The following is a 25,213-nucleotide window of genomic DNA, read 5'->3' as shown; positions in this document are numbered from 1 at the left end:
TTTTTGTTTATTATTTTAATATGACAAGTTTTTCAACTGCTGCGGCTGATCCTTTACAAACCGTATCATCAACACCTTTCACATTGACCTTGTAAATATAAACACCTTTTCCTATTTTATCGCCAAAATCGTCCAAACCATCCCATTCTATCGCATATTTACCTGTTCGATATCCTTCTCTAAAAGGTTCTGCCGAAACAGTTTTTCGGATTGTTTTGACTAATTTTCCTGAAATTGTAAATATCTGAACCATTACATCTAACTCAGAATCACAATTATGCTCAAAATGGAAAAATGTATTCTTAGTAAATGGATTTGGCCAATTTAGCAATTTATCAATATGCAATTGTCCTGTCCCATTTTCCATTACTACAAAGTCTAACGTTGCAGTATTCGAATTATTGTTGATATCCCAAAATTTTAAATTCACAGTATGTTGACCAAGTTCAAGATTTTTTAATTGATACATTACTTGTCCTTTCTGGTAATCTTCGAAATTCTTATTGACACAAGGATTTGCATCACCTCCATCATAATATTCATTCAACACATAAGCATCTTGTACTTTTCCATCAAGCGTTGCCACAATATCGTGCCCAATACTTGATCCTGTTGCATTAATACCTGAATTATCTGTTAAACAACCAACCAAATAAGGCGAACGATCTGTAATTCCTCCATTCGCAAAATGAAGATTATTCATATATAATTTTCCTTGCGGACGCTCATCATCATTTAATCCTTCTTCATTAATTCCTTCTAATTTAACTGACTCTACCCCAGAAGCATCTTTACCATCTTTTTCATCCCACGCATAAAATTTTATTTTACGATTACCTAATTCATAATTGATATCTTTCGGGACATAAAATTGAATCGTAAATTCACCATTTTCTACTTTTCCTGTCCCTTTATAAATTGTTTTATTTTCGGTCTCAAAAGTATCTGACCATCCTACTAAATATTTATTAGTTTGCTTTTTCTCGAATAAACTAACCGAAATTTTACCATTAAAACTTTTGTCTTTTATGGTTGAAGAATTAGATTCATTAATTTGACCTACTATTGTAATAAAATCTAAGGATTGCATAGTTCCTCCATTTAGTATATCAACATCTTTCTTATTTTTGATACTTGAAATGCTAATAGGTTGTTGAGGATAATGTATTGAGATCATAGGGTCACCCATGATACTCACTCTTTTATTATTAATATCTTTTGGTGAATAATTCTTTTTTGATTCATTTAGTGCATAACCGATGGATTGATTTTTTAAATCTTTTTTCTTGAAAAATTCATCAAGTATATAATCATTCATATATTTTCCATATCCTGAATTAATTGGTCGATTGGTTGTAATCATTGCTAATGCTCCACCATTTGGGTTTTTTAACATAGCTTCACCGGCAGAATTATATTGTGGTAAATCCCATATTGTAAAATCACATGTAACGGTTGTAACGATAGGTAAACGGGAATAGGCTGCATTAAAATTGGATAAGTTAGTTAATTCTTCCGCTGTAATGATACGTTCTTGCGACCAACTACGTGGCCCACCATGACCGTAATACATAACAAAATTTGACCCTAATTCAATCGCATTGATAATAGCTTGATTAACACTTGGATAACGTAATCCTGCGGATGTACTTTCGGATTGATGTGCTGAAGTATAAATTTTATTGACAATATAATTTTGATTTTCTGTACTTTCAAATTTTTTATCGACTATTTTATCTAAAAAAGGATTATCTACAGTATTATTGGGAATATCTGTACCACTCACAAATGCCACTTTTGTTCGCCAATCTCCATATGAAGTCCCTTTTCCTTGAATTTTATCATAATACGAAATTATTTTGTCCACTAAAACCTTTGCTTCTGTTGAATTAGAAGCAGAAATTCGTCCTACAGCTATTTCTAACCAACGTGCATCATATAAATAAGTCTTATCCTGATTATTTGAATTATCTACATTATTGTTCAACATTTTCACATTATCATTTAACATTGCAAAATAATCATCCGTTGCAATCGCACCATCAATATTAAGAGAAGGTTCGTCAGTAAAAGTTGGAAGATAATTTGTAAAATCTTTTACTCTATTTTTCGGATCATAGGTTGTTGCTCCAAACAAAACGCCATATTCTAAATTTGGACTTGATCCATCTTTTAAGAATTTAAAAAAATCACGAATCGCAATAGGATCTTGACTTCCAGAAGAAAAATCGTTGTAAACTTGTTCCGTTGTAACAACTGCAACATTTATCTTATCATGATTTTTTCTGAAATCTGCTAATCGTTGAGCATCTGCTAAATATTTTGGATGCGTGACAATTATATAATTTATATCAGTTAAACTACGAATATCTTGATTTGTAACTTTCCCTACATATTTTGCATCTGTAAAAGCATTTTCATCCTTAAAAGCGACAAACTGATTCTGATGATTTGTACTAAATTTATACAAATTACTTTGCGGAACAATTGAAGAAATTGAATGAATATCAGAAACATTCCAAACAGAAACATTTGCAGCATTATTCAATGAAAAAGCATTCACACTTCCATCATTAATATCTTCTAAAAACTGAAAAGTAAATTGCTCATTGTTATAGGTTAAACCATCTTTGAAACGCAATTGTAAATAATCTAAATATACTAATCCAGAAGGATTGGTTCCGTTAGAAGAAACCGCAATATCAATTGTATTAGAACTTAATGAAATTGTTTCATCTTGAACACTTCTATCAAATAATGAGTCTCCTAAAGGATAAGTAAAAGTTTGTCCATTTACATTAAGACTATAAGATATAGTATTTGCATTTTTTCCAACCACCGCATAACGCAAATAGGCTTCTCCACCATTTACAGCATTCGCTTTGAATGTTTTCTTAAAACCATCTTTCAAGCCAATATTTTCTCCAACCCAAATTTGTCCAAGACCATTTAAGTTAATCGAATCTTTTTCATGAAATTGTAAATTATCAAAAGTAGAAAAAGTTTTTACAGGACTAGTCGTAATCGCTTGTTCTCCTACTCTTTTACCATCTTCACCATTAAAACTGATAAAATAGTAAGCAAAATCATCATATAAATTATAGCGAACTTTTGCATCTTTCAACGTTGTCGTATTATTTCTATACCACTGATGCGGACCTTTTGCATAAAACAAAACGTAATCCGAATTATCAAAGGAATTGTCTTCACCTCCAACAAATTTTATTGGAATTTCATTAAGAGCACCAATTCTATCTTCCGTTAAATTCTCCATCAAACGCCCTTCTCCATTTCCATAGATTTTTAGCGATTTTGGATTAAAATTGGTCGGAATTCCGTTTTTAGTAAAGAAACTTTTATCTAATTTGAAAACTCCATCTTTAGAAACTTTTATTTTGTACCAATCACCCGATTTTAGGACACTTGTAGTTGAATTATCAACTAATCGTTGATTAAGATTTCGTCTAGATTGAGTTGTTTTTGGAACGATTGAGAAAGATTCTATTTTTAAAATCTTATCATTTTGTTTGACAAATGGTACAACTTTAACAATTAGTTTTTGCTGACCATTTTTATCAATAATATTATATGAAGAAAAATTAATTTTATCTGTAATCGAAGACGTATTCAAATCAGCCAATTCATTCTGTACTTCTCTAAATTGTACATTTGACAATTCAACTTCTTGATTTGTAAAATTTAACTCAACAACAAATTCCGGAAGAAAATATCCTCCAACAAAATAATTATCTTTATTCGAAAAAAACGGCACGTTTACCGTATTTCCATTCGTTAAAGAAATTGTTTGATTATTCTCCCAATTTATTTTGTAATTTTGACTAAATAATTGAGGAAATTGAAGCAAAGTTGCAACTAAAATAAAATATTTCTTCATGTCTGAATAACGCTATTTTGACAAATATATTTTCAATCGTAAAATAAAAAAATAATTCTTACGTTTGATACAAGAAATAAAGCATTTTTTCGTTGTAAGATTAATGTCAAATGCTTTTATTTGCATTAAATTTAATTTTCGAAAACCAGAAATATTCTATGAAAATGAATAAAGGACGTATTTTTTCTCTTGCCCTTGCAGCTGTTACTATGAGTGTATTCATGGGTTGTGCAAGCAGTTCAGGAAAGAAAAAAGGAGGTGGAACAAAAAATTTCACAAGTCGTACAGGATGGAAACCAAACGATAGTAAAGGTTGGTTTTTTTCAGGTAAAAAGAAAGAAAACATCAAAGCATGGCCTGGAATGGTTTTCATCGAAGGTGGATCTTTTACGATGGGAATTACGAAAGATGACGTGTTACACGATTGGAATAATTCTCCTGTTCGTATGCAAGTAAAATCTTTCTTCATTGGTGAAACTGAGGTTACAAACTACGAATACAAAGAATACTTAACTTGGTTGAAAGTTGTTTTCCCTCCAGAAGACACGCAATACAAGGATATTTATAATGGAGCATTACCAGATGAAACGGTTTTTAACAATCAATTATCTCGTGATGATTTCTCTACAGAAAATTATTTATTTTCGCCAGAATTCAGCTATTATCCAGTAGTTGGTATTTCTTGGTTACAAGCCGTTAACTATTGTGATTGGTTAACAGACCGTGCTGTTGAAAAATCTTTAATGAACAAAGGAATCTTATCAAAAGATTATTATAATAACGAGGAATATAATTACGGAAATAAAACATTTAGTGCTGAACAATATAAGTTAGGCGATACAAATGTAAACGAAGCGATTGATTCGACTAAAATTATGAGAGCGAATCAAATCAAAACGCAAAATACACGTATCTTAAAAGCAAATCGTGCAACTGGTTCAGATGAAGTACAACCATTCCGTTTACCTACAGAAGCTGAGTGGGAATATGCAGCATTGGCTTTACCTGGAAATCGTGAATACAACGAATACAAAGGAAAAGATGTTGCTCAAAATAACTTGAGAGTAACGAAAGGTGCTCAAAGAGGTCAATATTTAGATAACTTCAAACAAGGACGTGGAGATTACTCTGGAATTGGTGGATTTGGTAACGATGGTTCTGCAATTACAAGTGATGTTCGTAAATATCCATCAAATGATTTTGGTCTTTACGGAATGTTAGGAAACGTTGCTGAATGGGTTTCTGATGTTTATCGTCCTATTATTGATGAAGAGGCAAACGATTTCAACTACTACCGTGGAAATATTTTAAAAACAAAAATTGACAACGGAGCAGGTGGTTTTGAAAAATATGACGAAACAAATGTTGAATATGATACATTAGACAACGGACGTTTAGTTTATAGAGGATTACCAGGTGCTTACAAAAAACAAACAGAATACGATTTAACAAATTATCGTGATGGTGACCCTAATTCTTCTTTATCACCACGTACTGAGGAAGGTAAATCTGCTGATCAAGCGACAGAAGATATGTACAACGCTCCTCAACGTAAATTTAGAGTGGATGAAAAAGGTCGTGTAATCTTAGAGAAAGACACTACAAATCGTACTTCTGACATCTCTGATGAAACACGTGTAGTAAAAGGTGGTTCTTGGAAAGATCCTATATATTGGATTGATGCTGGTCAAAGACGTTACTTACACCAAGCAAGTGCAACAAACTGGATTGGTTTCCGTGTAGCACAAGAATACTCTGGTAGTTTCGAATCAAAACGTAAACGTAGAGGATAATAATCCTTTTCAAAATATTTTAAATCTCGGTGATTAATTTCATCGAGATTTTTTATTTTTACATTATGAAAACAGCAGAAATATTCGATCAATTTCTTAAATCGAAAATCGTTACGACTGATACACGCAACATCTCACAAAATTGTATCTTTTTTGCTTTAAAAGGAGCTAATTTTAATGGAAATACTTTCGCTCAAGAAGCGATCAATCAAGGAGCTGCAATGGCAATTGTTGACGAAAAAGAATTTGAAAATACATCTCAAAATATTTTTTTGGTTAATGATGCTTTAGAAACTCTACAAGATTTAGCGAGAACTTATCGTAATTACCTTAAAATACCATTTATTGGATTGACTGGTTCTAATGGTAAAACAACGACAAAAGAATTGATTTCAGCTGTTTTAAAAGAGAAATTCAAAACGCATTATACATTCGGAAATCTGAATAATCACATCGGAGTTCCTTTAACTATACTTTCTATTTCAGAAGATACAGAAATGGCTGTGATCGAAATGGGTGCGAATCATCAAAAAGAAATCGAGTTATTAGCTTCTATTTCTCAACCAGATTATGGGTATATCACCAATTTTGGTAAAGCTCATTTAGAAGGTTTCGGAGGAATTGAAGGTGTGATTAAAGGAAAATCTGAGTTATATGATTTTTTGAGAGCAAATAACAGAACTGCTTTTGTCAATTTTAATGATCCTATTCAAGTTGAAAAAACTGAAGATATTAACCGAATTACATTTTCTGATCAACATAATGCTAATGTTCAAATCGAATTGATAGAAAATGAAACTGAATATTTGGCGGTTAAATACCAAGATTTAAAAATTCAATCACATTTAACAGGAAACTATAATTTTAGCAATATTTCGTGTGCAATTGCAATTGGAGAACATTTCGGGATTGACGCAAAATCTATTCAAAACGGAATCGAAAATTATTTTCCATCAAATAATCGTTCACAAATTATCAATAAAGAAAATTACAAAATTGTGATGGATGCCTACAACGCAAACCCAAGTAGTATGGAAGCTTCGTTAAATAATTTTGCAAAATTTGAAGGTTCTAAAACAATTATTATTGGTGACATGTTTGAGCTTGGAGAAGAATCAAAAGCTGAGCATCAACGTATTTTAGATTTAGCTGAAAGTTTAGATTTTGATCAAATTTTTATTTTAGGACATAATTTTGGTGAAACAATTACGAATAATCCGAAAGTACAAAAATTTGAAAATCGCGTTGCATTTGAAGAATGTTTAAAAGAAAATCCAATCAAAACTCAAAATATTTTGATAAAAGGTTCTCATGGCATGAGGCTTGATTTGTTAGAAAATATTTAAAATCAATACCTTGATTATCTGATGAATAAATCAATATTTTTTTTTATTATAATTACTCTTTTCACTTCTCATTCTCTTCAGGCTCAATCTGTAATTGAATGGAAAAAAGATATGAAACTTAATTACGAAAACTTTAAAAAGAAACCTATTCAAACAAAGGTTCCTCAAGGATTTTTAGATTCAAAATTAGGTTGGAAAATTGCAGAATCTACTGGAGAACTTCCTGAACTTTGGGTTACCAATAAATTTGATGAAAGTAATTCGTGGCTATCTATGCAACATGCAGAAATTTTAAAAGAAATGCAGTTGCAATTTGACTTGTCTGAATTATATGCACGAAAAATTAGAAAAGATTTTAAAGATTTACAAGCCAAAAAAGTCATGGAAAAAGATTCTTATCGAGCAAAATTTTTGTCAGGTTCTAAGAATTTTCAGAAAAAATTGAAATCGATAGCTGGAGTCTCTTTAAATCAACCTGATTTATATAAATTATTAAATAAACAAATTCAAGATTCATTGGTGATTTATCAAAATTACAATAAGTAAAAGAGGCTCTAAACTTAACTATTTATTAATTTTAGATGTCTTTTTTATATATACATTTGTAACCTTTTCAAGATAAAATATATGAAACAGATTTCCACAATTTTGTTATATAATACAAGGCTTCCACTTGTTGAGCAACTAAATTTAAATAATTTCAATTTAAAAATTTTGAAAAACGTTTATATATTTAAAAAATAATTATTAAATAATAAATGAGAGAATTAAGATATTTTTCGTATCTTAATTCTCTTTTTAAATTCATACTGTATGAAAAAAATAATTTTACATCTTAGTATTTTTTTAGTAGGTTCTAACCTTTTTGCTCAAGCGCCTGCTAATTATTACAACAATGCAACCGGTAGTGGATTTGTATTAAAAACTCAACTCTATAATATAATAAAAGGTCATACAACAAAAAGTTATGATGCTTTAAAAGGGTTATACAGACAAACGGATTCTGATAATGGATTTCAAGATAAATATTATGAAAAAGATAATACCATTTTAGACATCTATTCTGAAATTGCTACTGCTAAAGATCCATATAATTTTACTCCTGGTCAAAAAGAATGTGGAAATTACAAGAATGAAGGAGATTGTTACAATAGAGAACACTTAATCCCTCAAAGTGTTTTTAGTGAAAGTTCGCCTATGGTTTCAGACCCTTTGCATATATGGCCAACAGATGGTAAAGTAAACGGCATGAGAAGTAACTATCCTCATGGTGTTGTTGGGAATGCAACATACACATCACTAAATGGGTCTAAATTAGGAAGTAATTTAAATTCTGGTTATTCTGCCGGCTATTCTGGGATTGTATTCGAACCTATTGATGAATTTAAAGGTGATATCGCTCGTGCTTATTTTTATTTTGCTACACGCTATCAAGAAAATGGTATTCAAAGTTGGACCTATGCTATGTTTAATAAAACAAAAGATAAAGTTTTTACAGATACTTTCTTGAAAATATTAATGACTTGGCATTTAAATGATCCTGTTTCTGATCGAGAAAAAGACATTAATAATTTAGTATACAGATACCAAGGAAATAGAAATCCATTTATCGATCATCCAGAATATGCAGAAAAAATTTGGGGTTCGGATTTAGGAACTGGAGATTTCGAATATCAAAAACGTGATGATGTTTCAGTTTACAATGCAACAAATCGTTCGATTAAAGTTAAACTTGAAAATAATTCGAAATCAATTCAGAAAGTTTCTGTTTTTAATTTCAATGGACAATTAGTTAATGAAGTTTCAAATTCATCTAATCAAAAAGAAGTTGAAGTTAATTTCAAAACTCCAGGTGTTTATATCATCAAAGTTGTTGGAAAACAAATGGAAATCAACAAAAGAGTTGTAATAAAATAATCATTTATCAATCCATCATAAAAAAATCCTTCGCTCATACAAGTGAAGGATTTTTTATTTTAGTAAATGGAAAAAATTATTAGTCATTATTGATATTTTTCTTAAAAAATGTGCTTCCATATAGAAACATGATTAATAAAAAAGGGATACCAAGCGTGACTGATAATAAAATAAATGTTTTTAACATACTAATAAGAAATATTTTAGTTTCTAATACTTTTATCAATTTACGATTAATAATTTTATATTATTCATAACAAAACATCTTTTTTTATTTATTAACACTATTTTTATCAACTTGATAATTAAAAGCTTTTCATTAATATAAATTCATAAAAAAAGTCGCTTAAAATTAAGCGACTCATATATAGAAAATTCTATTTCAATTTATTGGTTTCCCTTTGCGTAATCAGCTAAGAATTGTGCTAATCCAGAATCTGTTAAAGGGTGTTTTAACAATCCTAAGATTGATGATAAAGGTCCTGTCATAACATCAGCACCAATTTTTGCACAATTTACAATATGCATTGTATTACGAACTGAAGCAGCTAAAATTTGAGTTTCGTACAAATAGTTATCATAAACCAAACGAATTTCTTCGATTAAGTTTAAACCATCTGTCGAAATATCGTCTAAACGTCCGATGAATGGAGAAACGTAAGTTGCACCAGCTTTTGCAGCTAATAATGCTTGTCCTACAGAGAAAACTAAAGTAACATTAGTTCTGATTCCTTTTGTAGAAAAGTATTTACACGCTTTTACACCATCTTTCGTCATAGGAATTTTAACTACGATTTGAGGATTTAAAGCTGCTAAAGCTTCACCTTCTTTTACCATTCCTTCGAAATCAGTAGAAATTACCTCAGCAGAAACATCTCCGTCAACTAATTCGCAAATTGCTTTGTAGTGATTCAAAATATTTTCTTGACCTGTAATTCCTTCTTTTGCCATTAAAGATGGATTTGTTGTTACACCATCTAAAACTCCTAAATCTTGGGCTTCTTTAATGTCAGCTAAGTTAGCTGTATCGATAAAAAATTTCATTGTTTGTTTGTATTTCGTTCAGGCAAAATTAAGGATTAAATTATAGAAAACCATTTAATCTTAAAGATTCGATCAAAAATATTTTAAACCGCTGTATATCCTCCATCAACAAGGTAATAACCGCCTGTCATAAAGGATGCTTTGTCCGAACTTAAGAATAAAACCAACTCCGCAACTTCTTCTGGCTGTCCCAAACGACCCATTGGATGTTTTGTAACAAGCAATTCTAAATGATCTGCACTCAAATTATTCGACAACAAAGGCGTCATAATATAACCTGGTCCAACTGCATTACAACGAATATTTTTTGGTCCGTATTCCGCTCCAATGTTTTTCGTCAAACCTACAACTCCATGCTTTGCAGAAGTATAAGCCGAACTCATTGGCGCAGCGACAGTACCATGAATAGAAGCCATATTAACAATAGAACCTCCTCCATTCTTTTCCATTGCTTGTAATTGATATTTACATCCGTAAAAAACACCATTAAAATTGATATCTATTACTTTTTTCCAACCATCTAGTGGATAATTTTCAGTCAGCTCAGCAGGACCTCCAATTCCAGCATTGTTACAAGCTATATCAAGTTTTCCATAAACTTCAAGCGTTTTATTTACTAATGCTTCATTATCTTCTGGCGAAGAAGTATCAGCTTTGAAAAATATCGCTTCTCCTCCATTTTTTTTGATAATTTCTACTACTTCATTTCCACCTTCTTCATTAATATCTGAAACCACAACTTTCGCACCCTCTTTGGCATATAATTCAGCAACAGCTTTCCCAATTCCAGAGCTAGCTCCAGTTACAATCGCAACTTTATCTTTTAAACTTGACATAATTTTATGATTTTAATTTAAATAAAGTTAATCATTTATAATCAGATCTATAAATCATTTCTTTCAAATAATATTATTTGAAATGATTCAATTTTATTAACTATTTTGAAATGAAAAATTCAGCATAACAAATATATTTAGGATAAAACAATTCTATTTTTTTATATTTGATACAAATAACTTTTTAAATGAAAAATTTAATAGCTGCTATACTTTTATGTAGTTTTTCTACTATAAATGCACAAGAAACAAGTGATTATAAGTACATCAATATTCCTGAAAAATTTTCTAGTTTTGATAAAGATGAATATCAATTAAATAATCGATTAAGATATATATTAACGCAGAAAAAATATGAAGTTTTACCTTCTGATAAATCTTCTTGGCCGCTAGAAGTTGTGCAAAACCCTTGTTTAGCATTGAATGCTGATATTTTAAAAGTTAAAAGTTTTCTGAATAATAAATTAGAGGTAAGTTTTACAGATTGTTCTAATAAAAGTATTCAAAAATTTGAAGGAACTTCTAAGATTAAAGAATATGACAAAGGTTACCAAGAAGCTATAAAACTAGCTTTAAATCCTTTAAAATCTCAAAATGCGAAAGCTTCTGTTCCGATGGTAAAATTAGAAAAAGCCCAAACAGAAACAACAACTGCATATATACCAGAGCCAAAAGGAACTAAGGTAACAGCTACTAATTTGTTGACAGATGGAACAATTACGTATCAAAAAATTGAACTGCAAAATGGTGGTTTTATGTTGATGTCCGAAAACGGAAATCAGGTTGTTGCGAAATTTGAACCAACTCTAAAAAATGGAATTTATAGAGTAATTGTTACCAAAGGAAATTCAAATTATTTTTCGGTAGGTTACATTAGTGGAAATACAATTTCGTACGAGGTTTCTGAAAATAATACTTGGAAAGAAGTTAAATTATCGGCTAAATAATCTTATAATGAAAACTATATTATCAGGTTTATTTTTAATTGCATTATCATCACTTCAGGCACAAAACGTAACAGATTACAAATATGTTATCGTTCCTCAACTCTTTAAAGATTTTGCTAAAGATGATTTTCAATTAAATATTGGATTGAAAACCGCTTTGAGAAAAAAAGATTATGAAGTAGTCAATGAAAATTCTATCCCGTTAGAGGTACAAATTAATCCTTGTTTAGCAACAAAAGCTAACATTGAAGAAGTAAAAGTGATGTTTAGAAATAAATTAAAAGTGACTTTTACTGATTGCAATAATGCTGTTGTTAGCTCTTATGAAGGTTCGTCAAAAGAAAAAGATTTCACAAAAGGTTATCAAGAAGCATTAACATTTGCTATGAATCAGGTTGGAAAACAAAATGCGAAAGATTTACCTGTAACTAAAACAGAAAATACAACAATTCCAACCGTTAAAGAAACAACGAATAAAGTCGTTACGCAAGAATCAAGTAAAACTGTAGAATACAAAAACGTTTACAAATCGAACGGAAAAAATTACACGACAGCAAGTACAAATAACTACGAATTTGTGTTAATAGATCAAGAAAATTCAAAAGTTATTGCACAATTTTATCCAGCTGCCCAACAAAATGTTTTTCATGTGACAGTGATTTCTCAAAACGGAAATTACCAAACAATTGGTTATTTGAACGAAAATAATATCATCATCGAATATAAAACAGGTGATAAATCTTGGTCAACTACAACTTATTCAAAGTAAGTTTTTATAGTACATTTGCACCTTAAATTTTAGAAAATGCAAGCACCTATTGCGAAAAAAATAGAACAAAAATTAGAAAAACACGGAGATATCCGCATCGATAATTATTATTGGTTGAATGATCGTGAAAACTCTGAAGTTATCGATTATTTGAACCAAGAAAACGAATACACAAAAGCTATTCTACAACCAACGGAAGCTATACAAACCAAGCTTTTTGAGGAAATGAAAGCGCGAATCAAAGAAGATGATTCGTCTGTTCCGTACAAATTGAATGGTTATTGGTATTTGACAGAATATCAAAAAGGGAAGGAATATCCGATTCACAAACGTCGTAAAGATAGTTTAGAGAATCCAGATGAAATTCTTTTTGATGTCAACACGATGGCAGAAGGTCATTCGTATTATCAATTGGGCGGAATTTCGATGGCGCCAAATAATCAATTGGTTTCCTTTGGAGTTGACAATGTTTCGCGAAGAATTTATACGATTCAAATCAAAGATTTAACAACTGGAGAAATTCTTTCTGATAAAATAGAAAACACAACTGGAGGTTCTGTTTGGGCCGCTGATAATCAGACCTTATTTTATACAATAAAAGATGAAACATTGCGAGCTTATCAAATTTGGAAACACAAATTAGGGACAAAACAAGAAGATGATGTCTTAGTTTTTGAAGAAGTAGATGACACGTTTAATGCGTTTGTTTACAAATCAAAATCTAGAGATTACATCATTATTGGATCTTCAAGTACTGTTTCTGACGAGTTTAGATATATTCCTTCTAATCAACCAGATGCTGAGTTTAAAATCTTTCAAAAAAGAGAACGTGATTTAGAATATTCAATCGAACATATTGGTGATTCATTTTATATTCAAACCAATAAAGATGATGCGTTTAACTTCAAATTAATGAAAACTTCTGTCGAAAAAACAGAACAAGAAAATTGGATTGATGTGATTCCTCATCGTGAAGAAACATTGATTGAAGGTTTCGAAATTTTCAAGAATTATTTGGTTATCGAAGAGCGTACAAATGGTTTATTGCAGATAAATATCAAAGCGTGGGACAATTCAACTGATTATTATTTGCCATTTAACGAAGAAACCTATACAGCAAATGTTGGAACAAATCCAGATTTTGATACTGACATATTGCGTTACGGATATACATCATTGACAACTCCTTCTTCTGTGATTGATTTTAACATGAATGATAAAACATTCGAAATCAAAAAAGAGCAAGTTGTTATAGGTGATTTTGATAAAGAAAATTATATTTCTGAACGTATTTGGGCAGAAGCTCGCGATGGCGAAATGGTTCCAATCTCATTAGTTCGTCGAAAAGATACGCCTCTTTCTGCCGAAACCCCTCTTCTACTTTACGCCTATGGTTCATATGGTTACACGATCGAGCCTTATTTTAGTTCGGTTCGATTAAGTCTTTTGGATAGAGGTTTTATCTATGCGATTGCGCATATTCGTGGTGGCCAATATCTTGGTCGCGAATGGTATGAAGATGGAAAAATGTTAGAAAAGAAAAATACATTTTTTGATTATATTGATGCAGCAAAATATTTGATTCAACAAAATTATACTTCATCAAAACACTTGTACGCGATGGGTGGTTCTGCTGGTGGATTGTTGATGGGAGCTGTGATTAATTACGAACCAACATTATTCAATGGGGTAATTGCGCAAGTTCCTTTTGTGGATGTTGTGACAACAATGTTAGACGATTCTATTCCATTGACAACAGGGGAATATGATGAATGGGGAAATCCGAACGAAAAAGAATATTACGATTACATGAAATCGTATTCGCCATACGATAACGTGGAAGCAAAAGCTTATCCAAACCTTTATGTTTCGACAGGTTTGCACGATTCTCAAGTACAATATTGGGAACCTGCAAAATGGGTGGCGAAATTAAGAGATTTAAAAACAGATAATAATATTCTACTTTTAGATACAAATATGGACACAGGTCACGGTGGTGCTTCTGGTCGATTCGAATCGTTGAAAGAAGATGCGAAAGAAGATGCTTTCTTATTTATGTTAGAAGGGATTACAGAATAAATTTCAAACCAAAAAGTCAACAAATTTGTTGGCTTTTTGTATTTTTAACCAAACCTACTCTATGACCTTTATTTTCTTAATCTTTGGATTAGCAATTGCGGGATTTCAAACAATTATTCTCAAAGAAATTTGGCAAGTAAACCTTCGTCCAAAATGGATTTTATTCCTTATAACTCCTCTATTAATAAGTATTACAGATTATTTTTGCGACGATCAACTCACAGCTTTTGTATTTTTTGGAGCAATAGCTTCAATATTCTTTATTGCAGTTACTGGTATAATTTTTCAAAATTCTACCAATTTTGATGAAGAATCAAACAGTTTCAAACACAAAAAAAGTTACAGTGAAATTGTCCAAGATTATAATCAGCCTTTTTACCTAAATCCTGCTTGGGGAATTGCTTATCAACTCTATGTCGTTGCGATGATTGGAATTTATATTTTTGTTCCAAATGAAGTTTATGAATCTGATTTAAATTATAAATTGATTGAGCAAGATTTAGCTTTACAACTATTATCACTTTTCATATTTACTGGATTTTCCATTATTATTTTGTTATACAATTATTTAGATGAGTACAAAAACTATATTCCTTCCATTTTCAACGGAAAAAGATTAGTTGCAACACCAAAAGAAAGCAGAATTAATAAAGTAATTACCATAAGCGTTACGCTAATATCATTCATTATTTTCTGTAAATTTTGTTACGATAAAGGAATTTATTTCAGCTTGAAATCTATCTTTCAATCATTTGATTCATCATCATTTCTATCGATAAATACAGGAATTATTGCATTTATCTTTTTCAATTCCATTATCCTGATAATTAATCCATCACAAGTTGCAAAACTAAATATGATTCGCATTGCAACACTAATTCAATCTGCTTTTTTCAGTATTTTTTTATCAGCCGCAATTGCAGTTCCTTTTATGATTTTGCAAGATCAATTGGCTTACTTCAATATGAGTTCGGAAATTCTTTTATTTTTAGGATTTAATATTGTTTTATTAGTGAATGAAATTTCACTTTTTGTAAAATACAAAAAGGGTATAATCGATTAATTCTTCTAATAAATCACAGATTTTATCTAAATTTACAACAAAGCTTTGTACTTTCTGGAAACTATTTTAAAATGAAATTTAAACTTACACCAATATTAATTGTGTTGAGTATTTTAGAACTCTTCCTTTTATTTATGTCTATAAACTATCTTTTTATTGATAATAATGGTGGAAATGCCTTGGGTGGAACAATTGCTTTTTTTGGATTAATTATTTTCTTTTTTATTTTATTAATTGAACAACTTATTATAATAAGTATAAAAATTCCGATAAAATTTATTTGGATCATTGAATCTATAGTCTTATTGATTTCAATTATTTATGTTTATTATAATGGGATATCTATCGGATAATATAAAAAAGATATAAACTCATTAAATATAAAAACCAAAAATTACTCAATTTCTTTGCTATAAAAACATAAAATTATTTACAATTAAAAAATAATTAACTTATGAAGTTTTAAGTTTAAACATAAAATCACAGATTTTATCTAAATTTACAACAAAGCTTTATAATTTGACACCAAAAGAAATTCTTTTTAAGTATTGGAATTATCCTTCTTTCAAAACGCCGCAAGAGGAAATCATCTCAAGTGTTTTGGAAGGGAAAGATACGTTGGCAATTTTGCCTACTGGTGGCGGAAAATCTATCTGTTATCAAGTTCCAGCGATTATTTTTGATGGTTTAACATTGGTCATTTCGCCGCTTATTGCGTTGATGAAAGATCAAGTTCAAAATTTACAATCCAAAGGAATTTCGACGGCATATATCACCAATGAAATTGATCAAAATACGATTGGGAAAATTTTGGACGATTGTCAAAACAACAAAATCAAATTACTATATGTTTCACCAGAGCGTTTGCAAAGTAGAATTTTTGTTGAACGATTGAAACAAATCAATATTAGTTTGCTTGCAGTTGACGAAGCACATTGTGTTTCTGAATGGGGACACGATTTTCGCCCTGCATATCATCGAATTTCGAGGTTAAAAACTATTCTTCCTAAAGTTCCAATCCTAGCATTGACAGCAACGGCAACAGAAAAAATTCAGCAAGAGATTGTAGAAAAATTAGAGTTAGATAATCCCAAGGTTTTTAAATCTTCTTTAAAAAGAGAAAATCTTTCGTACAATGTTTTTCTTTCTGCTGATAAGAAAAATGATTTGATTTATTATTTAAAAAAATATCCTGGTTCGAGTATTATTTTTGTTCGAAATCGAAAATTAACCTATGAAATTGCTAGTTTTTTAAATCAAAATGGTTTTGCTGCCGATTTTTTTCACGCCAAATTAACCAAAGACGAAAAAGAACAAAAGCAGAAAAATTGGATGTTGAGTAATTCGAGAATTATGGTTTCGACAAATGCGTTTGGAATGGGAATCGACAAGCCAAACGTTCGTACCGTTTTTCATATCGATTTACCGCAAGGAATTGAAGCATATTACCAAGAAGTTGGTCGCGCTGGACGTGATGAACAGGAATCACATGGAATTTATTTGTACAATCCTGATGATCGAATTCAGGCAGAAAATATTTTCAAAGCGAATTTACCTTCGCAACAAGATTTTATCAAAATTGGGAATTGTTTGTTTAGTCAATTACAATTGGCTGAAGGCGAATTAACGGAAATGAATTATCAGTTGGATATTCCAAAATTTGCCGAAAAATTTGGTTTAAATCTTAAAATGGTTCTTCAATTTTTAGAATTTCTCAATACGAAAGAAATCATTCAGCAAAAAAATTATTCACAAAATAGTAGCATTCAAATTTTAGCGTCACCACATTCGATTAATTTGAATGAAAACCGAATTTTTGATTATTTACAACGTCATTATCCTGGAATTTATACTTATAATAGAGAAATTTCGGAAAGTAAAATGGCGTTCGAATTGCACATGAGTATTGGCGACATTAGAAATAGTTTGCACGAATATGCAAAAAATGGTTCTATTGATTATTCGGATCGATTTTTAGCGCGATTTAGATTTCTTGTTCCGCGCGATTCGAATGCGTTTAAAAATAAATTGTGGAAAGATTTCGAATCAATTCAAGTGAATAATTGGAAACGTTTGCAAGCAATGGCTTATTATACCGAACAAAATACTATTTGTAGAGAACGTTTGTTATTTGGCTATTTTAATCAAAAATCTGATCAAAATTGTGGTAAATGCGATGTTTGTCAATCCAAAAAACAAAACGAAAGCTTTAATTCATCTGATTTGATTGAATATTTGAAAGAAGGTACAAAAACGCAAGCCGAAATCCTTTCAAAATTCATAAATTCGCCAAAAGATAAAATCGTCGAAGAATTGCAATATTTGATAGACGAAATGCGAGTTCAACCAATTGGATTCGATTCTTATAAACTAATAGAATAAAAATGCGAGTAGTCTTTATGGGTACGCCCGAATTTGCGGCGACATCTTTGAATGAAATCAATACAAATAGTCATCACGAAATAGTTGGAGTTGTTACTGTCCCAGATAAACCGTCTGGTAGAGGGCAAAAAATGAATATTTCTGATGTCAAAAAATATGCAGTTGAACATAATTTGCCTTTGGCTCAACCAGAAAAATTACGCGACGAAGCTTTTATCGAAACATTAAAAAGCTGGAATGCTGATGTTTTTGTAGTTGTAGCTTTTCGTATGTTGCCACAAGTTGTTTGGTCCATTCCGTCGAAAGGAACTTTTAATTTACATGGTTCACTTCTTCCGCAATATCGTGGTGCAGCGCCTATCAATTGGGCTGTGATGAATGGCGATCAGGAGACTGGAGTAACGACTTTTTTAATTGATGAAAAAATTGATACTGGAAATATCTTAATTTCTGATAAAGTAGAAATTGGAGAAAATGATAATGTAGGAAAAATTCATGATGAATTGATGCATATCGGTGCAAAATTAGTTGTGAAAACGTTGGATGGTTTAGAAAATGATTCATTAAAACCGCATCCACAAGACGAAACAACAGAATTGAAACATGCTCCAAAAATCTTTAAAGAAGATTGTAAAATAGATTGGAACGATTCTATCAATGCTATTCACAACAAAATTAGAGGACTTTCTCCTTACCCTTGTGCGTGGACAACTTTTGGAAATGGCGAAAATTTTAAATCGTTAAAAATATATGCTGGTCTAAAAACGGATATTGTTGTTGATGGAGAAGATTATCAATTAATTTTACAAAAAAATAACCTTTATATCAATCTACCTCAAGGAGTTTACGAAATTTTAGAACTTCAACCCGAAGGAAAGCGCCGTATGACAGCCAAAGATTTTATCAATGGACATCAAAACGAGGATACCTTATTCGTAAAATAAGTACTTATTTACTGATTTTTGACACAAATTTCATAAAATTTTGCATTTTTCTTGAAATTTATTGCGTTGAAACTTGCACAAATAAAGGGAAAGAGTATATTTGTGTATAAATTAATTTAAAAAGTTACAACTATGAACAAATCAGAACTTATCGATGCAATTGCAGCTGACGCTGGAATTTCTAAAGAAGCTGCTAAAAAAGCCTTAAACTCATTTACAGAAAATGTAACTAAAGCTTTAGCAAAAGGAGACAAAGTTGCTTTAGTAGGATTCGGTACTTTCTCAACTTCTGAGAGAGCTGCAAGAACAGGTATCAACCCACAAACTAAAAAAGAAATTAAAATTGCTGCTAAAACAGTAGCTAAATTTAAAGCTGGATCTGAATTATCAGGAGCAGTTGATACAAAAAAGAAAAAATAATATTTCTGATACAATAAAAAATCCACTCGTTTGAGTGGATTTTTTTATGCCTTGAAATTTAATTAATTCCTCAAAAAAAATCCTTCAAGAATACTTGAAGGATTTTTACATTTTATCTAATATTGATTTAATTATCTTCTGTTAAATCTGTTTTGTACGTTTCTGGAATTGTAAAGTAATTCACTAAAATCGCAATAAAGATTAATATCAATGGATAAGCTAATCCAATATAAGGCGACATAGCTGCCGAAACGATAATCGTACTTTTGATTAATTCTGTGACAAAAGTCGTTGCTCCACCAATAAATCCATTCCCCATATTTTGCGCAAATCCCATACTTGTGTAACGAATTTTAGTTGGGAAAATTTCTAACATAAATGCACCAAGTGGTCCGTAAGTTGCTGCTCCTGCAATTGAAGTAATTAAACTTACAATGACAATTCCGAAAACTGCTAAATTCGAAATATCATGAACTTCTTTCAATCCTTCTGGATTTCCTAATTTCATGTACAAGAAAAATGATAATGGAATTAAGATAAAACTACAAATCATTCCTCCTAACATAACTGGTTTACGCCCGATTTTATCACTTAATGCTCCAAACCATTGATAGAAAAATGAACTAAATAATGTAGAACATAAAACAACAATTAAAACTGTTTCGTAAGGTAAATTAACCGCTCTTTGCAAGAAGAAAAGAGTTACGAATAATGTTGTTTGCATAATTGTACTTTGAGCAGCATTTCCTCCAAAAATTGCTTTCAACATCAATTTTACATTTCCTGGCGTTGTAAAAGCATCTTTAATTGGTGTTTTAGATGTTTTTCCTTCTTTTTTTAATTGTTCGAAAATTGGACTTTCATGTAAACGTTGACGAATAAAGTAACTCAAAATCACTAATATTCCACTAAATAAAAATGGAATTCTCCATCCGAAACTTGCAAAAGCTTCTTCTGATAAGAATGATTGTGTTAAGAAAACAACTGTTAAACATAATAATAATCCAATTGGAACAGTTGCTTGAATAAATCCTGTATAAAATCCTCGCTTTTCTGCTGGCGCATGTTCTGCTACATAAATTACCGCACCTGCATATTCTCCACTAATTGCAAGTCCTTGCATAATGCGGCAAAACAATAATAAAACAGGAGCAAACCAACCTACACTATCAAAAGTTGGAATACAACCAATCAAGAATGTTGCTGCTCCCATCATAATTAAAGAAACTAAGAATGAATATTTTCTACCAATACGATCCCCAATACTTCCAAAAATTAATGATCCAATCGGACGGAACATAAATGATGAAACCACTACGGCAAGTGTTTCTAAGAAATGTGACGAACCATCGTTAGGAAATAATTGTGTTGATAATACACTAGCTAAGATGATTGCCAAGAACATATCGTACCATTCGATTAAGGTTCCGACAGATGATGCTAAAATAATTTGGAATATATTATCCTTCTTCGCTACTGTTTGCGAAGTATCTAAAGTATTTGTACTCATGTTTTTTGTGTGATATTAGAAGTTAAATAATGTTGTAAGTTGAAATCTATTGTTATTTGCTAAATATTTGTTTTCGGTTCCCGTACCTTTTATCGTCGCATCTGCCCATTGTGCTGTACTACGATCATATTCGAATCTAAATTTTAAGGCTTTGCTTAAGGTAAGATCTAAACGAGGAACTACTTTGTACAAATAATTTACAGTACGTGTACCTGGAGTTGCCGAAATTGCGCCCCAATTTGTCGTTACACCATAAGATGTTGATGCAATTGCTCCTTCTACTGGATTTTTCACACCATTATTTCTAACATAACCTGCAAACAATCCGAACGAAAATTTTCCTGTTGAGTTTTGTTGCAAATCAATCCACATACTATGTGTATTCATCGGTTTGTATGTTTCAACAGCTGTCGGACTTGTTTGATAGCCTACAATTCCACCTAGTTGTACAAAAGATGACGCATCTTGCATCAAATATCCAGCAACAGTAACTTGTAAAGGTTTTGTATTTAACTTTGAATAAGCCATAAATGAAACATTTTCAACTCGTTCATTAGACTTAACAGGAGGATTTCCTGAAGATAATTTTGGTTTCAAGTTTTCATATTGTGCACCAATTCCGGCAGTAAAAACTTGTGATTTATATTGAAATTGAAGATGAGCCGCTGGCATTCCACTATTTCGGAAAGGCTCTGTATTTGGAGTAAAATCTCTTTGAGAATGTAAAGCAGCAATAACTTTAAATTTGTCAGTAAATTTATGCGTTAAACGAACTTGAGGATTACGATTTAAAGCATAAACAGGCGCACCAGTTCCATAATTTGCAACATTTGGTAAAGCTTCTAACACAACGAAAGGATGCCAATATTGTCCAATCCCTAATTGCGTTTTCTCCCAATCCAACATCACATATGCGTGACGCAAACGAAACTCGTTGATTCCTCCTTCTGTTGCTCCAAAAAATTCTCCCTCTAAAATACCAGAAGTTTTAGCCCCAAGTAATTCTGGACCTTTCAAATTAACGCCAGCTCTCGAAACAATTGACAACATGTGAAATTTAGAAGCTGCATTGATATCAGCACCGTTTACATCCGATAAACGATCTTTTGGATAAAGCGGCACTAAAGCCTCTCCTGCTCCAATCATTTGACGAGTATCCATAAAAATATCATTCCTGATAAATCCATAAAACTGCACATCAACTTTGTCTTTGTTTTCTTTTGGTTGTATTAATTCTACTTTTTCTACAACCACACTATCTGTCGTTTTCTGTTGAGCAGAGACATAGCTATAGCTGCAAAATATAGCTAGACAAGCCAATTTTGTTAAATTTTTACTCATTTTTTTTGTGATAATTTGAACGACTAAAATAATCAAAAGAAAAAAACTAACAAATGTTCGTTAATCATTTTTTAATAAATTTTTAAAGCTTTATTAAATTCATCAAAATTTTAAATAATTTTTGAGAAATAGATATTTTGAAATAAGTTTTGGAAAGAAATTTTGAGAATTTGACATTTTAATTAGTGTACGAAATACACTTAACTTGAATTCTTCGAGGAGTATTTTTCAAAAAAAATCGAGAGAAGAATAATTGTTTCAACAAATGAGGAGAAAGTTAGACTTCTCTCGTAGTTTTAGTTTTAAAAATGTATGCAAATTTATCGATTACAGAATTTTCTTCAGCATAATCAATAATAAGCTTATGTTAAATCATAAAAAAAAGAAGTTTTCTTAATTCTATTTACCATCCTCTACACTATTTTTAAAATTTATGTATAATTATTCAGTCAATATTATTAAATAAATTATATTTTTATCAAATTCGGATTACATACTTCAAATAAAATTCAATCTTTACTAATTTTTTAAGATTTTTTTTAGAAAAAACTTAAATGTTGGGGCTATTTTTGCTTTGCAAATTACAGCTATGCAAACAAACATTGAAATACACTCATTAACTCATGTTGATTTGGAAGAATTATCAGCCTTATATAATCTTTCTTATCAAAATTATTACGTTTCTATCAACCTTTCGACTGAACAATTTCAGGGAAAATTAAAAATGGAAGATATCAATCTTGATTATTCTGTAGGTGCTAGTATTGATGGAAAATTAGTTGGCTTTTTACTTTATGGAATTAGAAATTATAATGATGTAAAAACAGCTTATATTGGTGGCACAGGCGTTTGTCCTGAACATCGCGGAAAAAAAATAACACAACAAATGTTAGATTTTAGTTTTCCCAAATTGAAAGAACAACAAGTGAAAAACATATTTTTAGAGGTAAATACTAAAAATGATTTTGCAATTAACGCTTACGAAGCTTGTGGTTTTGAAAAAACAAGAACTTTAAATAGTTACAAAGGAATTCCTATTTTGGTCGTAAATCCATTACATGAAATTGTAGAATTTAGTGATTTAGATTTGATTACAAGTGAAAACTTTTGGGACATAAAACCTACTTGGAAAAATGATATTCAAAGTGTAAAAAATATCCTCGAAGATTGTCAAATAAATGGAATTTATGAAGATGGAATTTTAGTTGCTTACAAAATTATCAACAAAAATAATACACGTATTTATCAATTTGGTGTTCATCACGATTATAGAAATCGTTATTTAGCTTCAATTCTTTTCAGCGATTTGAAGAACAAAGAAATTAAAATGATTAATGTTGACGAAAGAGAAATCTCTACAAATGATTTTATTCAATCGATGGGATTAGAATTGTACGACAAACAATACGAAATGAAAAAAGAATTATAAATCAAAAGCCTCTGTTTTAGAGGCTTTTTTTCATTTTATTATTTACTTCAACTCGAAGAAATCTCGTTTTCCTATTTTAATTTTAGTTTCTGTTTTTAATTCAAAATCATCAAAAGCATCCATTTTTTTTTCTCCATTAATTTGTACAGCGCCGCTTTCTATCAAACGTCTAATCGCATTTCTCGACAAATCTTTCTTTAATTGATGACAAACATCTAACAATGTAATTTTATCATTTTCAAAGTTTAAAGAACTAATTTTAATTGATTCAAAAACTCTATTTTCATCATTTCTTTTCTGAAATTGATTATTAAAAAATTCCTCTGATTTCTCAGCTTCTTTATCAGAGTGATATTGAGTAATAATATTTTTTGCAACTAATTTCTTAATTAACATTGGATTATCTGTTTTTAATCGTTCATTCAGATTTGTTTTTTCTTCAATAGAAAAATCAGTTGCTAACGCAATGTATTCTTCTAATAAATCATCTGGAATAGACATCGTTTTCCCAAACATTTCATTAGGCTCATCCGTCAAACCAATAATATTATTCAGTGATTTACTCATCTTTTCTTTTCCATCTGTTCCTCTCAAAAGTGGCATACACATCACAATCTGAGCAGCTTCTCCATTCGTTTCTTGCAATTGGCGTCCCATTGTACAATTAAATAATTGATCAGTTCCTCCCATTTCAATATCTGCATTTATTTGAACAGAATCATAAGCTTGTAAAATTGGATAAACCAATTCGTGCATTGCAATCGGCGTATTTTCTGTGAAACGTTTATTAAAATCATTTCGATGCATTAATTGTGCAACAGTAACTTTTGACAACAACTGAATAACATCTGAAAAAGGCAAATGATCTAACCAATCCGAATTAAATACAATTTCAGCTTTATTCACATCAATAATTTTTGACAATTGATTGATATAAGTTTCTGCATTTTTCTGTACTTGATCTACATTCAGCGGTTGACGACTTTTGTTTTTTCCTGTCGGATCACCAATTTGAGCTGTAAAACTACCAACCAAAATGACAATTTGATGTCCTAAATCTTGGAATTCTTTCAATTTCTTCAATACAACGGCATGACCAAGATGCAAATCGGGTGCGGTAGGATCAAAACCTAATTTGATTCGCAATGATCGGTTTTCTTTTTCAGCTAATTTTAATTTTTCTTCCAATCCATTTTCTGGTAAAAAAATAGCTACATTTTCTTTTAAACTTTTTAGATTTTCCATGATTTTTTTAAATAAAAAAAGCCCGAGCAAAACTGCTCGGGCTTGTAGATTATGATTAAATTTTTGACGTACAAAATTAATACGAAGTATACACATAGTCTACCCGAGCAAATATTGTACGATAATAAGTGCTAAAAAATGGTAAACGTAATATGTGTTGCAAAAACTTCATTTGTAATGCAAAGGTAAGAATAGTTTTGAGAATAGAAATTTTCGTTCAAAAAATTATCTTAATCAATAATTCTATAGAAAA

At 30.6% G+C, this 25,213-nt stretch carries 19 protein-coding genes; 13 read left to right on the top strand and 6 right to left on the bottom strand.

Features of this window, described 5'->3' with window-relative positions:
• Nucleotides 1–10: 10 nt before the first annotated feature.
• Nucleotides 11–3,895: a type IX secretion system sortase PorU gene (gene porU / locus B2217_RS15000; protein ID WP_280046229.1), complete on the bottom strand. Its 3,885-nt coding sequence runs from the start codon at nucleotides 3,893–3,895 to the stop codon at nucleotides 11–13.
• A gap of 164 nt (nucleotides 3,896–4,059) precedes the next feature.
• Between porU and gldJ the strand changes: the two genes are divergently transcribed.
• From gldJ to B2217_RS14980, 4 genes are all read left to right on the top strand, one after another.
• The gene (gene gldJ, locus B2217_RS14995) at nucleotides 4,060–5,688 is read left to right on the top strand and encodes a gliding motility lipoprotein GldJ (protein WP_180906837.1); all 1,629 of its coding nucleotides are present in this window, start codon (nucleotides 4,060–4,062) and stop codon (nucleotides 5,686–5,688) included.
• A 65-nt stretch (nucleotides 5,689–5,753) separates the two neighbouring features.
• Nucleotides 5,754–7,034, top strand: a complete 1,281-nt coding sequence (locus tag B2217_RS14990) for a UDP-N-acetylmuramoyl-tripeptide--D-alanyl-D-alanine ligase (RefSeq protein ID WP_180904569.1) — start codon at nucleotides 5,754–5,756, stop codon at nucleotides 7,032–7,034.
• A 111-nt stretch (nucleotides 7,035–7,145) separates the two neighbouring features.
• Nucleotides 7,146–7,580: a hypothetical protein gene (locus B2217_RS14985; protein WP_180904570.1), complete on the top strand. Its 435-nt coding sequence runs from the start codon at nucleotides 7,146–7,148 to the stop codon at nucleotides 7,578–7,580.
• Between the two features lie 267 nt (nucleotides 7,581–7,847).
• Nucleotides 7,848–8,951: an endonuclease gene (locus B2217_RS14980; protein ID WP_180904571.1), complete on the top strand. Its 1,104-nt coding sequence runs from the start codon at nucleotides 7,848–7,850 to the stop codon at nucleotides 8,949–8,951.
• 387 nt (nucleotides 8,952–9,338) lie between these two features.
• On the opposite strand, the gene fsa is transcribed toward B2217_RS14980, so the two are convergent.
• Both fsa and B2217_RS14970 read right to left on the bottom strand, forming a co-directional pair.
• Complete coding sequence (gene fsa / locus B2217_RS14975; RefSeq protein WP_125349844.1) at nucleotides 9,339–9,995, bottom strand: fructose-6-phosphate aldolase; 657 nt, start codon at nucleotides 9,993–9,995, stop codon at nucleotides 9,339–9,341.
• A gap of 83 nt (nucleotides 9,996–10,078) precedes the next feature.
• Nucleotides 10,079–10,831 (bottom strand): SDR family NAD(P)-dependent oxidoreductase, encoded by a 753-nt coding sequence (locus B2217_RS14970; protein WP_125349843.1) that lies wholly within the window; start codon nucleotides 10,829–10,831, stop codon nucleotides 10,079–10,081.
• Nucleotides 10,832–11,019: 188 nt separating this feature from the next.
• Between B2217_RS14970 and B2217_RS14965 the strand changes: the two genes are divergently transcribed.
• From B2217_RS14965 to B2217_RS14930, 8 genes are all read left to right on the top strand, one after another.
• Nucleotides 11,020–11,778, top strand: a complete 759-nt coding sequence (locus B2217_RS14965) for a hypothetical protein (RefSeq protein ID WP_180904572.1) — start codon at nucleotides 11,020–11,022, stop codon at nucleotides 11,776–11,778.
• A gap of 7 nt (nucleotides 11,779–11,785) precedes the next feature.
• Entirely contained in the window at nucleotides 11,786–12,547 is a 762-nt protein-coding gene (locus tag B2217_RS14960; protein WP_180904573.1) for a hypothetical protein, read from the top strand.
• Between the two features lie 36 nt (nucleotides 12,548–12,583).
• Nucleotides 12,584–14,626 carry a S9 family peptidase gene (locus B2217_RS14955; protein WP_291123003.1) on the top strand — a complete coding sequence of 681 codons (2,043 nt, stop codon included), beginning with the start codon at nucleotides 12,584–12,586 and terminating at the stop codon, nucleotides 14,624–14,626.
• 61 nt (nucleotides 14,627–14,687) lie between these two features.
• A complete protein-coding gene (locus B2217_RS14950) occupies nucleotides 14,688–15,689 on the top strand; it encodes a hypothetical protein (RefSeq protein ID WP_180904575.1) in 1,002 nt (333 codons plus the stop codon).
• 71 nt (nucleotides 15,690–15,760) lie between these two features.
• Nucleotides 15,761–16,042, top strand: coding sequence for a hypothetical protein (locus tag B2217_RS14945; protein WP_135836558.1), 282 nt, complete (start codon nucleotides 15,761–15,763; stop codon nucleotides 16,040–16,042).
• A 166-nt stretch (nucleotides 16,043–16,208) separates the two neighbouring features.
• Nucleotides 16,209–18,071, top strand: a complete 1,863-nt coding sequence (locus B2217_RS14940; protein WP_180904576.1) for a RecQ family ATP-dependent DNA helicase — start codon at nucleotides 16,209–16,211, stop codon at nucleotides 18,069–18,071.
• A gap of 2 nt (nucleotides 18,072–18,073) precedes the next feature.
• Nucleotides 18,074–19,015 carry a methionyl-tRNA formyltransferase gene (gene fmt / locus B2217_RS14935; RefSeq protein WP_244957944.1) on the top strand — a complete coding sequence of 314 codons (942 nt, stop codon included), beginning with the start codon at nucleotides 18,074–18,076 and terminating at the stop codon, nucleotides 19,013–19,015.
• Between the two features lie 132 nt (nucleotides 19,016–19,147).
• Nucleotides 19,148–19,435, top strand: coding sequence for an HU family DNA-binding protein (locus tag B2217_RS14930; protein ID WP_019975917.1), 288 nt, complete (start codon nucleotides 19,148–19,150; stop codon nucleotides 19,433–19,435).
• A gap of 127 nt (nucleotides 19,436–19,562) precedes the next feature.
• Here the strand turns inward: B2217_RS14930 and B2217_RS14925 are convergent, their stop codons facing one another.
• Both B2217_RS14925 and B2217_RS14920 read right to left on the bottom strand, forming a co-directional pair.
• The gene (locus tag B2217_RS14925; protein WP_180904577.1) at nucleotides 19,563–20,945 is read right to left on the bottom strand and encodes an MFS transporter; all 1,383 of its coding nucleotides are present in this window, start codon (nucleotides 20,943–20,945) and stop codon (nucleotides 19,563–19,565) included.
• Nucleotides 20,946–20,960: 15 nt separating this feature from the next.
• Nucleotides 20,961–22,286, bottom strand: coding sequence for a DcaP family trimeric outer membrane transporter (locus tag B2217_RS14920; protein WP_280046228.1), 1,326 nt, complete (start codon nucleotides 22,284–22,286; stop codon nucleotides 20,961–20,963).
• Nucleotides 22,287–22,875: 589 nt separating this feature from the next.
• Between B2217_RS14920 and B2217_RS14915 the strand changes: the two genes are divergently transcribed.
• Nucleotides 22,876–23,715: a GNAT family N-acetyltransferase gene (locus tag B2217_RS14915; protein ID WP_180904579.1), complete on the top strand. Its 840-nt coding sequence runs from the start codon at nucleotides 22,876–22,878 to the stop codon at nucleotides 23,713–23,715.
• 42 nt (nucleotides 23,716–23,757) lie between these two features.
• Here the strand turns inward: B2217_RS14915 and tyrS are convergent, their stop codons facing one another.
• Complete coding sequence (gene tyrS / locus B2217_RS14910; protein ID WP_180904580.1) at nucleotides 23,758–24,960, bottom strand: tyrosine--tRNA ligase; 1,203 nt, start codon at nucleotides 24,958–24,960, stop codon at nucleotides 23,758–23,760.
• Between the last annotated feature and the right edge of the window lie 253 nt (nucleotides 24,961–25,213).

The sequence above is a fragment of the Empedobacter sp. UBA7620 genome (assembly GCF_002484185.1).
In the GTDB taxonomy this organism is placed as follows: Bacteria; Bacteroidota; Bacteroidia; order Flavobacteriales; family Weeksellaceae; genus Empedobacter; species Empedobacter falsenii_C.
The sequence above is the reverse complement of the archived record's forward strand: the minus strand, read 5'-3'. Positions and strand labels throughout refer to the sequence as shown.